The sequence below is a fragment of the Pseudopedobacter beijingensis genome, from assembly GCF_042678145.1.
Classification (GTDB): domain Bacteria; phylum Bacteroidota; class Bacteroidia; order Sphingobacteriales; family Sphingobacteriaceae; genus Pseudopedobacter; species Pseudopedobacter beijingensis.
In genome coordinates, this window is the sequence record NZ_JBHUDG010000020.1 from 153315 (window position 1) to 168679 (window position 15365).

The window sequence follows — 15365 nt, forward strand, 5'->3', positions numbered from 1 at the left end:
TTAAACCTTACTTCCCTGCTTTACCTAAGTTGTAAAGTGCTTTGATATAAGCCTGGGGTAGTACTTTATCATATATCCGTATCTCATCTATTCTCCCTGTCATGGGTGCAAAACTCACATCAGCATTTACAGTTTTACCAGGAATAACATTGTAATTACCGCCTATAATCACTTCGTTAGGCTCATGAGATTTAAAAGTAGCAGCTCCAACTCCTCTGCCCGGATAAGCGCCTACTTTAACTCCATCTGCCCAAATATCAAACATACCCGTAGTAGTCTCATAGCTTAGCAATAAATGTGTCCATTTGTCTGCTCCAATTTTAGGGGTCAGGTAAGGAACATAGTTTGGATCTCCAGGATTATCTCTTTTGGTATTTATATTATCCTGAGTACCTGTCCCTGCAAGATTTGTAAATGTTGGATGGATTTTCAACTGATCTATCTCACTAGCAGGAAATAAATTGGTCTCCAAAACAAAATTAATATTCCCATTAAATATTCCTGGTCGAGCCAATTGGAAAACCATTGTTTTTTTAGATCCATTATTTAATATCTGAACCCACACACTCACGGTAAAGCTTTTAAAATTATCTGTTTTAAAAGCTTCAAAGGCTTTATCAAAATATAGGAAACCTGCATTCAAACTCAATGCTTTTCCCCTAACCCCCCCATCGGAAAGCGTTGCATTTGCTGTCTGAGTTACCGCAGTATTACTTTTTTTCTCATTGGTATTGTCATCAAATGACCAATATGCTTTTAAATTATTAGGAAAAATCTGGTCCGAACTATCATAACCATCCACTTTACCTTCGTAATCTGCCGGATTTACACTTGGCAGATTGTTTGGATTATCACTTTTTTGGCAAGCATTTACCCCTATGGTTACCGCTAAAAAGAAAATCCATCTGATCTGATTTATTTTAAATATTTTCATCATTTACAAACTTTAGGATTAATAAACAGGGTTCTGCGTTAATTTATAAGGTTCTTTACTTAAATCTATCTGTGGTAGTGGAATTGGTAATATATTATCTCTGGCAGCAACAAAGTTTGGTCTTCCTGATGCTGGTAATACAGTTCCTGATATCCCCCATCTAACCAGATCAAAGAAACGATCATATTCCATCGCTAACTCTATTCTGCGCTCGTGTCTGATAGCATCTCTTAATAAATCTTGATCGGTTGTAGTTACATCCGGTAAAGTACCTGCCACAGTTGCCTCTTTCCTTGCTCTTTCTCTCACACTGTTCAATGCTTTTAATGCTTCTGTTGTATTAGCTGTTCCTCCCAACTCATTAGCAGCTTCTGCATACATTAAAACGACATCAGCATAACGTAATAAACGAATATTCATCCACCTACCTGCTTTATCATTGTATAATGCTCTATATGCAGGATTGGTATATACCTTATGGTTATAGATTGGGTTTTCCCATGTAGTACCTGTATTTTCTCCGTATACGGTTTTATAGGTATTATTGGCATCACTTCTATACAAAAATGTACGGGCTTTTCTCGGATCATTAGGTTCATAGGCTGCACTCAAATAAGCGTTGGGAACATTAAAACCGTATCCCAAATTCCAATCTCCTCCAGCTCTTACTCCTTGCCACTGTGTAATTTCTGCGCCATTGGTTCTGGGAACAGCAGCAGATGCTGTTGCCTGTACTTCAAAAACAGATTCCTTACCATTTTCACCTTTTTCTCCAAATATATCGCTGTATTTCATAGATAAATCATACTGTCCGGATAACATAACTGAGTGAGCTGCCGACATAGCTGGTCCCCATTTTTGTTGAGTTAAGTAAACCTTTGCTAATAAACCGTTTGCCGCTCCTTTAGTTAAACGTCCCGCAAATTTAGAATCCCAGCTAGGGGGTAAATTAGCTGCTGCAAATTGTAAATCATTTTCTATAAAAGGGTACAACTGAGCTGGTCCTACTTGTGTAGCACCTGGTTGATCTGCGGGGAGTACCTTATCTATTAAGGGTACTCTTCCAAAAAACCTTACCAGATTAAAATAAGCATATCCCCTTAAAAACCTAGCTTCAGCTTCCGCTTGCATTTTCTGTTCTTCTGTGGCTATGATAGCATTATTATTAGCTATCTGATCTAAGGCAACATTACACTTAGTGATTAAAGCATAATGTCCTTTCCATAATTCATTTATAGCATTATTATTAGGAGCTACAGGGAAGCTATCCATGGTTTTTGCATCAGCACCACCATCATCTACCGAACTTCCTTTATCGGCATCATCGCTTCTCACGCTAGCGGCCAAAAAGAAGCCTCTGCAATGCAAATCATAAGACCTTAAATCATTATAAGCTCCAAATATATATTCGTCATAAGGTCCTGAATTTCCCGGATATGGATAATTATCCGTAGTATACTCCCCTTGTTTAGTTGTTTCTAAAAAATCTTTACAACCAAATGTTATTGATAAGACCACTGTCATTGATAAAATGCAAACAGGTCTCTTAAATGTTCTATAATAAGTTTTCATGTGCTTTCTAATTAAAATGTCAGATTTAAACCAAAAGAATACACCGAAGGAACAGGGTATATACCATTATCAGCGCCACTTCCCAATATATCACTTAGTTGAGCCTCTGGTGTATAACCACTTACCTTACTCCACGTCTTCATATTCTGACCACTTATATATAGTCTCAGCCTTTGTATACCTGCTTTAGTTAGCATTTTTTGATCGAAGGTATAACCAATCTGTATATTTCTTAGTCTGAAATAACTTCCATCTTCTAGAAAGTAGGTACTAAACAGTTGATTATTGGCTCTCGACTCTATAATAGGTTCTATATTGGTAGAACCAGCCCCTGTCCAGGCATTTAATCTGTTTGCCGGATAATTTATTCTTGTAAAACTAGCCGTTTTCCATTGCGCATAAACTTTATTACCTGCCACACCCTGCCCATCTATGCTGGCATCAAATCCTTTATAGGCAATGGACACACTGAGACCATAACTATAAGGAGGAAAAGGTGTACCTAAATACTCTCTATCGTCAGCAGTTATAATACCATCACCTGTGATATCTGCGTATGCTATATCTCCGGGTAAAGAGGTAGGCATAGCTGGTATTTTATCTAAATCTGCTGTGGATTGATAAATACCAATTTGCCTAAAACCATAAAAATAACCAATTGATTTGCCTGTTTCAGTCATATTAACACCACCATTCCCTGTTAAGTTAAAATTGGATGCATTACCTATAGATACTACCCGATTTTTTACATAAGAAAAATTACCTCCTATGTTATAAGAAAAATCTTCGCCTAATTTATCACTCCATCCTAATGCTACTTCTACCCCTTTATTGGTTACTTTCCCCATATTGGTATAATACGGTTTTAAAGGATCATCCGGTAAGTAAACCTTGGTAAAAAGATCGGTGGTTTGTTTGTCATAATAGTTCAACTCTGCACTTAACCTGCTATCTAATGCCCGTATATCCATACCGATATCGAATCCCTGAATTACTTCCCAATGCAAATTTGGATCAGGTTTATAAGCATACGTTATAGCCGGATATACATAGTCTCCAAACACAGCTGAAGATCCAGTCGCTAAGGTTTGTTGATAAACATTATTAGGGAAAGCATTAGAATTTCCCAGTTTACCCCAAGCTGTTCTCAACTTTAAAAAGTTGATACTACTGATAGTATTTTTAAAAAAATCTTCTTCACTAGCTACCCAGCCTAAACCAACACTACCAAAAGTTCCCCATCTGTTCTCAGGAGCAAACTTGGAACTTCCATCTCTCCGAATAGTTGCATTTAGTAAATATTTGTTTTTATAGGCATAACTTAAACGTCCGAAGGTTCCCATACTGGATTCTAATTCTCCTTTCCCGACATTTCTCGTAATATTATCTTGATTGATAACATTTAAATACCAAAAATCAGGATCGTTAGGAACCACCAACATAGAATCTATTCTAGTACCATTGACTGTTGTACTGGACATATTAACTGTGGTAAAACCCACCATAGCATTAATTCTATGATCTTCGTTCAAAACTTTATCAAAATTTAGTGTATGGTCTTGTTGGAACATTCTTCTTTCAAAAGCTTCCTGCTCTACAGAAGTTCTTGCGCTTTTGTCAAAAAAATTCTCTGTTGCATTATTTCCTTCACCAAGATTCACAACGGTATAAGGTAGAGGAGTATACCTTCTTGCATTATTAAACCTTAAGTCGGTATATACCGTAGATTTCCATGTAAAGTCTTTTAAGAATTTAATTTCTCCGAACAAGCTTCCCGCTGCGCGATATCCTCTGTCTACAGATGTATTTCTGAGCCTTTCCATCGCATATACAGGATTCCCAACCTGACCTCGTTGAAAAGATGGCATAGTATTAAACAATCCGTTATCACTTCTGACAGCTACTATTGGCGCCGCCCATACTCCCGAATTCAGGTTAACCCTCATAGGTTCGTTCCTAAAATGATAGCCTGTAATATCTCCCCCTACTTTTATTGCATCATTAACTTTTGTTTCCTGACTTAAACGGGCAATAAACTTTTTAAAGTTGCTATACTTAACTACACCGTCCTGATCATTATAACCTATGTTTACCAAAGTGGTACTTTTCTCGCCAGTATTGGAAATACTCAAGGAGTTTGTATTGATGTAGGCATCTCTAAGAATTTCATTCTGCCAATCTGTATTGGCATTATAATTTGTGTAGTCAAAAGGTGCTGCTCCCAAATTGGCTAATGTTGCAGAATACAATTTTTTAAATCCATCTGCATCCGTCACATCTACATGTTTTTCTACATGCTGTATTCCTACTGTACTATTAAGATTTACTAAGCTTTTTCCTTTAGCTGCTCGTTTTGTGGTAATGGCTATTACTCCATTTGCACCTCGTAAACCATAAATTGCAGTAGAAGATGCATCTTTTAATAGATCAATGGATTCTATATCTGCCGGATTCAGATAATCTATATTCTCTTGCAAGATACCATCTACTACATATAAGGGTTTTGCATCATTAGTACTGGCTACCCCTCTAATCCTGACAGTTGGAGAAGAACCGGGTGTTCCTGAGTTAGAAATTGTTAAACCCGGTACTTTACCTTGTAATGCACTTATAGGGTTAGTAACGGTCATTTTTTCAATTTCTTCTCCTTTTATACTGGCAACAGTCCCCGTTAAATCCCTTTTCCTTTGCGTACCGTAGCCTATTACCACCACCTGCTCCAATTCTGCAGTTGCAGAGGATAGACTTACTGACATAGTTGTTTGGTTATTTATAGCTACTTCTTTGGTAGTATACCCAATGTAGCTGAATGTTAATACCCCGTTTGTGGGAGCATTGATAGTGAAATTACCGTTTACATCGGTTTGGGTGGCTGTTGTGCTCCCTTTCACATTTACTGCAACTCCTATTAAAGGTCCCTGGTCTGAAGCGTCTTTTACTGTTCCGCTTATTTTTATGTTCTGACCAAAAACACAACTAACAGAAATCAGATAGAAAAATAATAGTAGTTTCCCTTTCATAATTTTTAGTTTTTAATTAGTTGGCGTTATTTATAACTGGCTTTCAGTTGACATAAAGTTGAGAACAATAAGTATCCCAATACAAATAAATAAACTCTACAACACTACATCATCAAAAAACATCACACATCATTCAATCTTATAACACCCCTAAAAAACAACCTTAGAACACAATATAAAACAGATTTTGAATTTCAAAACACTACATCAACAGACAATAAAAAACCTCTCATGATGCTGTATGGAAAAACACACATGAGAGGTAATGATGTAGTATTTGTGTAGTACTTGTTATAATTCCATCAGGAATTCTACTAAATTTTTATCGTGTGGTAGCTGGAGTTTCTTCCTTAATCTGTATCGCCGGATTTCTACTCCTCTTAAGGTAATGTTCAACAGAGAAGCCATTTCTTTACTGCTCATATTCATCCTCAAATAAGCGCATAGCTTTAAATCGTTGGGAACGAGGTCGGGGTAATTTATTTTTAATTTATGAAAAAAGTTCTCATGGGTTTCATTAAAACTTTTTTCAAATATATCCCAGTCCCGTTCGTCATTCATCCCTTCGTCTATTACTTTCTGTATACGTCTTAACTGATCTTCAGAAAGTTTTTTCCCGCCCTCGTCTTTCAGCTCCGAAATTTCTTCTTTAATTTTTTGCAGGAGCTCATTTTTATAAACAATATTCATAGCCGAATTGGTTGCTTCTCTGGCTTTACTGATTAATTCGGCCTCCAGCTTCTCATTTTTAAGCTTGATTAGTTTTTGTTCATTAATAATAGCTTCTTCTTTAAGCTGTATTTCTTTTTCTTTCTGTAGCTTTTCCTCTATTTTTTGCTGATGTCTGATTAAATTCTCCCGATATCGTCTGCGCAGATAGAATGCCAGTACAAAAATGAGTATAAGATATAAAACAAGGGCTAGCTTTGTAGCATACAATGGCGGATCTATAGTAAACTTAAATTCTGATATTTCGGAAATCAGTTGTTCGTTAAATTTTGCCCGGACTTTAAAAACATAATCTCCTGCAGGGAGATTGGTAAAATCTTTTTGTGGTTGATTACTCCACTCTGACCATTGAGAAGAATATCCTTCTAAATAATACTGGTATTTAACATCGCCTTGCTTGTAAAATGGCAATGCATAATTAATACGTATGTTTTTATCTTTATTATCTATAATGATATTTTTTCCTAATGAGCCAAAATCTGAAATTGTAAAGGATTTTTCTCCCATGGCTTCTACCTGTCTCACATTTACTTTAGGTAACTTCTCTCCTTCACCTACCTGATTGGATTTATTAAAAATCACAAAGCCTTCGTCTAAACTGATCAGGTAAAAATTTTTATCAATTTTATTCACGTTTTCATAATCTCTGAACATACGATCCTTTAAAATGCTAAACATATTTGAATCGATATGCAGGACTCCGGGATTTCTAAAGTCAACCAGCGAAATATTTCCTTTTCTGATAAACCAATATTGATTTTCTTCGGCCTTTATGATTTTATTGGAGTGAGAAAACGAACCTAATTTACTATTAAGCTGTTCGTAATTAATAAAACTGTCGCTAATTTCATCATAGATATAAAACCCCTGTTCTGTAGAGAAAATAATACGCCCATTTAAATTGAAGATATTAACTTTATAATTATTAGGGAGTCCTTCTGCTGTTCCATATTCTTTTACAGAGGTAACTTTAGCATAGTCTTCGGAGAGCTTTAATTTGAATACTCCTTTATATACATGGCTGATCCAGATATTTCCCTTATCGTCTTGCTGAACGTACCGTAAAGGACCTGAAAAGCCACTTACCCTATGCAGCATTTCAAATCTGCCCTGCTGGTTTTTCTTATATATAACCAGACTGGTATAAGTACCTTGTATCAGCAGATCTGGGGAAAGGTTTGAACGGGTAATAAACCAGCCTCCATTTACCGCAGAGAGTTTTTCTAACTGGGTTCCATTTACCCTAAAGGTTCCTGCGTTATGTCCGCAAATAAGATCGTTATCAAAGACTGAAAGATCCCACACCTGTCCCTGACTGTTTTTAACCAGGTTAAATTCAAAATTCTGCCCTTGCTGACTGTCATTTACCCAATTACTGTAAAACAGCCCCTGATTGGTCCCCAGATAGATATAACCATTGTGAATGATACTGGAATAAACGGTTCCGAACCTTCCTGATTTATCTAAATAGAAATAGAAAGGGGAATTAATTTCTATCCGATCTACACCATTATCCAAAGCACACCAGAGATTTTGCTCTTTATCTTCTAACAGACCTAGTACTGTATTATTTTGCAGCCCATTACTTTTATTTATCTGCTGTACAATATTCCCGGATTTGTCCAGAATAACCACTCCTTTTAAAATAGTACCAAAGGCATAATAATTGCCCAGCACTCTGATTCCATTATTTAACTGGAAGTTTTTAAGATAGTCTTCTGCCTGATTTTGCCACTTTTCAAAGGTTTTTCCGTCATAAATAAAAAGACCGTTTTTGGCTGTGCCTATCAGCGTTTTATCCTGCTCGAAGGGTAGCATACTTAATATTCCTGTACTGCCTAGTGCCTCGGAACCTGACACCGGATATAACTTATTCCCCCTTAGCTCGAATAAGCCGACATTGATAACTTCTGCATAAAATTTCCCGTTAACTTTATGCAGGAATAAATAAGGCTGGTTTTTGGTTTCTTTATCATCTACCAGCGTAATTTTGTTATGGTGATAGATAAATATTTTGGAAAAGGACTGAAATAATACCCTATCGCCATCTGTATATATTTTCCATATTTCATCGCTAAGTTTTACGTCTTTGGGCAATAGGGGTATAAGACTCTTATATTCCAATGTTCCCTTATTATTATAAAACCAATAACCAAAATCTTCAAATCCTCCGGTAAATATTTTGCCTTTACCATCTGCTGTTACTGCTCTCAGGATTATCTTATTCTGCGCTTCATAATGTCGCCAAGCTCCTCCATCATAAGTGACCAACCCCTCGTTATTGGCTATATATATCACATTATTCTCGTCTTGTGTAATCCCCCAGTTTTGGTTAGCCGCCTGATACTGTGTTTTTGAAAAATTTTCTATATACGGAACGCCTACTTTTTGGATACCGGTTACCGCTATAACATGCTGTATCATCATCAAAAAGAGAACAATATGGGCTATTGTATACTTTCTCATTCTTTTAGGTTTTATCTGCACTCCCCAGAGGAGCTGAAATTATTTTACTAATATGCTAAGAAAAACGCATTTAGATACTATAATTACTGATGCTGATATTAACAAAAATAAAGGTTGGGGATGTCATCTGTTCACTACATTTTGTTCTTAAATACCTCTCAACCTGAATTCGATTAATACTTATTTTTAAGCATACCCCACAAGCCTTGTCTTGCAGCGGAGTTGAAGCATCCCATTATACAGGTCTTTAAACCCCGTATAAGATTCCCGAATATCGGAATGAAATGACAGAAAAACATGACGAATGGTAGTCGCACTCAGATGGTTTACAATGGACGAGCGTATTACCCAAATGCATCCTTCGTTTAGAGATGCTTTAAAGCTCCTTTGGAGATGCTTCGAACAAAGGAGAGGTACTTACCATAGTCTTTTGTATGAATCACGGATTATACAGGATTATTGGATGTCACGGAGTTGATTTGCTAAATAACCAAAGTTAGATTAATACTTATTTTTAAGTATAGACTAATAAGCTCCCCCTCTGCTCAAGCTAACAGATCCTGAAATAAATTCAGGATGACCTGAAAACATGACCAATAATAGTCGAACTTAAGCTCTCGGGCAAAAGAGTATAGAAACAAAAAACCTGATAGTGTTGATTCTATCAGGTTTTTTAATTTATTTATTCGGATAATTATATTAAAACAAATCTAACTGACCATCTATATCGTCTGGATTGGTTATTTCAAAATCCACTTTTTTGGTTTGCTTAAAATCTGAAATAAATTTAGGCTTTTCAGTTTTTATCTCGTCCTGGTTGCTTTCTGCTCCGCCCTCTTCATTGTCTGTGCTTTGCTCTTCGCCTTCTTCTATTTCCGGTTGGTCGTCCTCTACTGGCTGAGTTTCATCTTCGTCGGCTTCTTCCGTTGTTAGCAAAGTTACTTTCTGAATATCATGTGGACTTAAACGATTTCCCTGAGCTTTTATCCCTTTTACGTCTATTGCTTCTGATAAGTCTATTTCCGATTCGTCATAAATCTGAGTTTTACCTTTTAAGGCTTCTATCTTCACTATAGGATTTTGGGCTTTAGTTAATATCAACAGCTGCGAACCGGCATCTTCATTGATAAAGCTTATGCGTTTGCCTATAGCCAAATCTTCGAATTTGAACCGCTTTACAAAATAATTTTTAGTTTTTCCGTCAATTTGAATAGCTGCAAAAACACGTTCCGGATCGAATTTCTCGATACGAATCATCTTATCATCGAAATGGTTGGTGAGATCAAAGGTGGACAGCTCATAACTTCCGTCATTAAACACACATAATATCTTGTCTTCTGCCTGAAACTCTCCTAAAAACTCGCCGTGTCCATTTTCGTTCAGGCGCTTAGTAACGTCATCGTACCAAATCTTACGTCCTGCTAATGTTGACACTCCTTTAGTTTTTAAAGTTACTTTCTTGATGGCAAATTTGGTAACTATATTTCCTTGCGATCCTCTCCCTTTGATGGCTATTTCTGCAAAGTCTGCGTCAAAACTCAGTTTACGCAATTTAGACATTGGCTTTAAGGCTATATTTACTACTTCTGCTTCGCCATTAGGGTTTGCCGTAAAATAAAGTACTTTAGAACCTTTAGTTCCTTTGGTTAAATCATACTCTTTATCACGTGTTACACCGCCTACTGCAAAACGTTTGATGTAAGCTGTTCCTGATTTTCCATCCCGATAGATCATATTATAAATTGTTCTATCATCGTTTTTCTTAAACACGCCGACATGTAAAATACCTTTACCTACGAAGGTTTTTTCTTGTACTTTGGTTACTATAAGGCTACCGTCTTCTCTAAAAACGGCTATATCGTCTAAATCGGAACAATCAAATAAGTATTCGTCTTTTTTAAGTCCTGTCCCCACAAATCCATCTTCTCTGTTGACATAAAACTTGGTATTGGCCAAGGCTACCTGACTTGCTTCTACCCTATCAAAGGCTCTTATTTCTGTTTTTCGCTCTCTTCCTTTTCCGTATTTTTCTTTTAAACGCAGAAAATAATCGATAGCAAAATCTGTCAGGTGCTTAAGGTATTTTTTTACCTGCGTAATTTCTTTTTCCAATGCTGCCATTTGCTCGTCGGCTTTTTTAACGTCGAACCGAGTAATACTGCTCATCGGTTTATCTATCAGCTTCTTGAAATCTTCTGGTAATATTTCGCGGTATAATGATGGCTTGAACGGATCAAATAATTCATGCAATACGGTAATAACTTCTTCAAAGTTTGTTGAGTTCTCGTATTTTGAATTTTTATACATCCCTTCCTGAATAAAAATCTTCAATAGGGAACTAAAGAAAATCTTTTCTTGCAGGTCATGTAACTTTATCTCCAGCTCTTTTTTCAATAAAGCCTTGGTGTGATTGGTGCTCTCTATCAGAATATCATTAACACTCATGAAATGAGGTTTGTCATTTTTAATGACGCAGGTATTTGGCGATATAGAGGTTTCACAGGCTGTAAATGCGTAAAGTGCATCTATGGTAACATCAGGAGAAATACCGGGAGACAGATGGATAACGATTTCCACATTTCTAGCGGTGTTATCTTCTATCTTTTTGATCTTGATTTTCCCTTTATCGTTAGCAGCAATAATGCTATCTATTAATCCTGTGGTTGTGGTTGTAAAGGGTACCTCTGTAATAACGAGCGTTTTTTTATCCAGTTCTGATATTTTTGCCCTTACCCTTATCTTTCCTCCACGTTGCCCTTCATTGTATTGCGAGAAATCGGCCATGCCTCCGGTATAAAAATCGGGAAGTATATCTGGTCTGTTTCCTCGCAGCACTTCAACAGATGCATCTATCAGCTCGTTAAAGTTATGTGGCATTACCTTGGTTGCTAAACCTACCGCAATACCTTCTGCTCCCTGTGCTAACAACAGAGGGAATTTTACAGGTAAGGTTATAGGTTCTCTGTTTCTCCCATCGTAAGATAGCTGCCATTCGGTAGTATCCGGGTTGAAAACAACATCAAGTGCAAATTTGGATAACCTACCTTCAATATACCTCGCTGCAGCTGCAGAGTCGCCGGTAATAGGATCTCCCCAGTTTCCCTGGGTATCAATTAAAAGGTCTTTCTGTCCAATCTGTACCATAGCTTCTCCAATAGAAGCATCTCCGTGAGGGTGGTACTTCATGGTATTACCTATTACATTGGCCACTTTATTGAAACGCCCATCGTCCATTTCTTTCAACGAGTGAAGAATACGGCGTTGTACTGGTTTTAGTCCATCATTAATATGGGGAACTGCCCTATCCAGAATTACATATGATGCGTAATCCAGAAACCAATTCTCGTACAAGCCGCTTATAGGCGTTACATTGTGTAATATTTCTTCGTTTTCTTCCATCAACTATTACAATTTTTAATGTTTGATGTTTAATTTTCAATGACCTAAATATCCTTATTTAAACTTGTTTGTGCTGTTTTAACTATTGCAGTTAAAATCTTGATTAATTCTTTAGACTTTTCTAATTCTATTAAACAATCTACATCAACAATATTGCTTTTCTCCAATAACATCAACCAATATTCGCTTTCTCTCGCTTCTTTTGAAGCTATTGACATCTTTGCTATAAAGTCTTTTTTTGTTTGAGCCGCTGTTGCTTCTCTTACATTTGCCCCAATACTTGTAGAGCTCCGCAATAACTGCCTGGAAATAACATATTCTTTTTGGGCAATCATTAATTTATATAATTCAATGATTAACAATGAAAAATCAAATGATTTATCTAAAATTAAGTTATTCGATTTCATTAAACATTAAGCATTAATCATTTAAACTTAAGCTACCGCTTCCGCTTCTTTCTCTGCTTCTTCTAGTGCTGCTTTTGCTATAATATCGGCTTCGTCTTTTTCTACTCTTAAGTTGGTTACAATATGCTTTTGTCTGTCTGGGGTATTTTTACCCATATAATATTCCAACAGGTTTTTAATTTTTACATCGGATGATAATATAACCGGATCCAGACGTATATCTTCTCCTATAAAACCAGAGAACTCATCTGGTGAGATCTCTCCTAACCCTTTAAATCGTGTAATTTCTGGTTTATTTCCTAATTTGTTAATAGCCAGCACACGTTCTTCATCACTGTAACAATAGATTGTTTCTTTTTTATTACGCACTCTAAACAATGGTGTTTGCAGGATATATACGTGACCTGTTTTTACCAGATCTGGAAAAAACTGTAAGAAAAATGTCAACAGTAATAAACGAATGTGCATACCATCCACATCGGCATCTGTAGCAATAACAATATTATTATACCTCAATCCTTCTAAACCATCCTCTATGTTTAATGCATGTTGCAGAAGATTAAACTCTTCATTTTCGTAAACTACTTTTTTAGTCAATCCAAAACAATTTAATGGCTTACCTTTTAAACTAAAAACGCCTTGTGTATTTACGTCCCTTGCTTTGGTTATTGAACCTGATGCTGAATCTCCCTCGGTTATAAAAAGCGTGGTTTTCTTCCGGTTTTCTTCCGGTTGTTTATCTTCATCTAAGTGCCACTTACAATCTCTTAACTTTCTATTATGTAAACTGGCTTTCTTCGCTCTTTCATTAGCCAGTTTCTTAATTCCGGCAATGTCTTTACGCTCCCTTTCGGACTGTAGAATCCTTTTTAATAAACCTTCTGCTACATCTGAGTGCTTATGCAAATAATCATCTAACTCTTTCTTAACGAAATCGTTGATAAAGGTTCTTACTGTTGGCCCATCCGGACCTACATTTAAAGATCCTAATTTTGTTTTTGTTTGTGATTCGAAAACGGGTTCCTGAACACGTATAGATATTGCAGCAACAATAGATGCCCTGACATCTGAGGCATCGAATTCTTTTTTATAAAACTCACGAATTGTTCTTACTACAGCTTCCCTAAAAGCCTGTTGATGCGTTCCACCTTGAGTAGTATGCTGGCCATTCACAAAGGAGTAATATTCTTCACCATATTGCTGACCGTGAGTCATAGCAATTTCTATATCTTCTCCTTTTAGGTGAATAATGGGATAGCGATTGGTTTCTGCATCTGTATTTCTTACCAAAAGATCATGTAACCCTTTTTCTGAAAAGAATTTCTGGTTATTGAAATTGATGGTTAAACCTGCGTTCAGAAACACATAGTTCCAGATCATGTTTTCTACAAAATCTGTAATAAACCTATAGTTTCTAAAAATGGTATCATCGGGAACAAAGTGTATGGATGTACCGTTTCTTTGTGTAGTTTCTACTTCCGATTGATCGTTTGTCAGCTCACCTTTTGCAAATTCTGCTTTTTTGGTTTTTCCATCACGATACGACTGGACTGTAAACAAAGCAGATAAAGCATTAACTGCTTTAGTACCTACCCCGTTTAGCCCCACTGATTTTTGGAATGCTTTAGAGTCGTATTTACCCCCGGTGTTTATTTTGCTTACACAATCTATAACTTTGCCTAAGGGAATTCCACGACCATAATCTCTAACATACACTTTATGGTCGTAAACAGAAATATCTATGGTTTTACCTGCCCCCATCACAAACTCATCGATAGAGTTATCTACGATTTCTTTTAACAGAACATAAATACCGTCATCATAAGCGGAACCATCGCCCAACTTACCGATGTACATTCCGGGTCTAAGCCTGATATGTTCTTTCCAGTCGAGAGAACGAATACTATCTTCACTATAATTCACGTTTAGTTCTGCCATACCATATTTGTTTTAGAAATAAGTTTTAACTTTTTTAGCAAAGTAGATTTTTCAACTACTACAAAGCTAAAATTTTAAGCAAAGCAGGCAAAGTGGATTTATTAACATTTGTTTGTTTTTTGTTAAAAACCGCTTTATTCTGCCTTTTTAAAAGCACCTTTTCTCTCATTAATACTTTTTAATCAAGATATACTTTGATATGAAAGCTAAATAATAACAATATAATCCTAGAACTGAAAGACATTTTTCAGGTTTTGATACATCAGTAGCTGTAAGTCCAATAGCTTCATTTTCTTAAAGTCTGCAAAAAAAGTATATATATTTTCAATAGGCAAACGAGAGGTATCGGTTTCCAAAAAAATCCTGTTTAATGGAATCTGTGAAAAGGAATTGAGAATCTTTTGATGACTCACTAAATCTTTTCCAAAAGAAAAATAAACATTATCAAATTTTAAGAACTGCAATGTTTGCACTTCGTTTCCTCTATATTGATGCAGGATGAAGGGTATTTTATATTTTTTGATATAAAATATAAGGTCGGGGTTACTTTTTACAGTATGGATAATTACCGGTTTTTTATACTGTACTGCTAATTGTAACTGTAGTTCAAACACGATTTTCTGAAGTTCCAATCCAACATTTACAGCTCTGTCCAGACCAATTTCTCCAATAGCCAAAACATTATCAACAGACAATACTGATTCTATATGAGATATTACCTCCTCAAATTTTTCATGGACATACCAGGGATGTATCCCTACAGATACCGGATAACTCAATTTTGTTATTTGTTCAGGAGTCAATTTATGAAAAGCATTTCGCAACACCCATTCATCAGCTGAGTGAGGTTTTCTGTGCGTATGAATATTGATAAAATGCTTTTCTGTCGGAAATATCATT

8 protein-coding genes are annotated in these 15365 nt (G+C 36.2%); all 8 read right to left on the reverse strand.

Annotation, left to right across the window (positions count from 1 at the left end):
* Positions 1-7: 7 nt before the first annotated feature.
* Positions 8-937, reverse strand: coding sequence for a LamG-like jellyroll fold domain-containing protein (locus ACFSAH_RS13645; RefSeq protein WP_379663299.1), 930 nt, complete (start codon positions 935-937; stop codon positions 8-10).
* 15 nt (positions 938-952) lie between these two features.
* The gene (locus tag ACFSAH_RS13650) at positions 953-2506 is read right to left on the reverse strand and encodes a RagB/SusD family nutrient uptake outer membrane protein (protein WP_379663300.1); all 1554 of its coding nucleotides are present in this window, start codon (positions 2504-2506) and stop codon (positions 953-955) included.
* Positions 2507-2517: 11 nt separating this feature from the next.
* Complete coding sequence (locus ACFSAH_RS13655) at positions 2518-5526, reverse strand: SusC/RagA family TonB-linked outer membrane protein (protein ID WP_379663301.1); 3009 nt, start codon at positions 5524-5526, stop codon at positions 2518-2520.
* Positions 5527-5817: 291 nt separating this feature from the next.
* Positions 5818-8721, reverse strand: a complete 2904-nt coding sequence (locus ACFSAH_RS13660; protein ID WP_379663302.1) for a ligand-binding sensor domain-containing protein — start codon at positions 8719-8721, stop codon at positions 5818-5820.
* A 699-nt stretch (positions 8722-9420) separates the two neighbouring features.
* Positions 9421-12120, reverse strand: coding sequence for a DNA gyrase/topoisomerase IV subunit A (locus ACFSAH_RS13665; protein WP_379663303.1), 2700 nt, complete (start codon positions 12118-12120; stop codon positions 9421-9423).
* Between the two features lie 44 nt (positions 12121-12164).
* On the reverse strand, positions 12165-12527 hold the full coding sequence (locus ACFSAH_RS13670; RefSeq protein ID WP_379663304.1) for a four helix bundle protein: 363 nt from the start codon (positions 12525-12527) through the stop codon (positions 12165-12167).
* 27 nt (positions 12528-12554) lie between these two features.
* Positions 12555-14465, reverse strand: a complete 1911-nt coding sequence (locus tag ACFSAH_RS13675) for a DNA topoisomerase IV subunit B (RefSeq protein WP_379663305.1) — start codon at positions 14463-14465, stop codon at positions 12555-12557.
* 227 nt (positions 14466-14692) lie between these two features.
* Positions 14693-15364 (reverse strand): TatD family hydrolase, encoded by a 672-nt coding sequence (locus ACFSAH_RS13680; RefSeq protein WP_379663306.1) that lies wholly within the window; start codon positions 15362-15364, stop codon positions 14693-14695.
* Position 15365 lies beyond the last annotated feature (1 nt).

What these genes read in the sequence shown, in the direction of transcription:
- ACFSAH_RS13660 (WP_379663302.1), bottom strand. Translation starts at nt 8,721, where the DNA reads ATGAGAAAGTATACAATAGCCCATATTGTTCTCTTTTTGATGATGATA.
- ACFSAH_RS13655 (WP_379663301.1), bottom strand. Translation starts at nt 5,526, where the DNA reads ATGAAAGGGAAACTACTATTATTTTTCTATCTGATTTCTGTTAGTTGT.
- ACFSAH_RS13645 (WP_379663299.1), bottom strand. Translation starts at nt 937, where the DNA reads ATGATGAAAATATTTAAAATAAATCAGATCAGATGGATTTTCTTTTTA.
- ACFSAH_RS13665 (WP_379663303.1), bottom strand. Translation starts at nt 12,120, where the DNA reads ATGGAAGAAAACGAAGAAATATTACACAATGTAACGCCTATAAGCGGC.
- ACFSAH_RS13675 (WP_379663305.1), bottom strand. Translation starts at nt 14,465, where the DNA reads ATGGCAGAACTAAACGTGAATTATAGTGAAGATAGTATTCGTTCTCTC.
- ACFSAH_RS13650 (WP_379663300.1), bottom strand. Translation starts at nt 2,506, where the DNA reads ATGAAAACTTATTATAGAACATTTAAGAGACCTGTTTGCATTTTATCA.
- ACFSAH_RS13670 (WP_379663304.1), bottom strand. Translation starts at nt 12,527, where the DNA reads ATGAAATCGAATAACTTAATTTTAGATAAATCATTTGATTTTTCATTG.
- ACFSAH_RS13680 (WP_379663306.1), bottom strand. Translation starts at nt 15,364, where the DNA reads ATGATATTTCCGACAGAAAAGCATTTTATCAATATTCATACGCACAGA.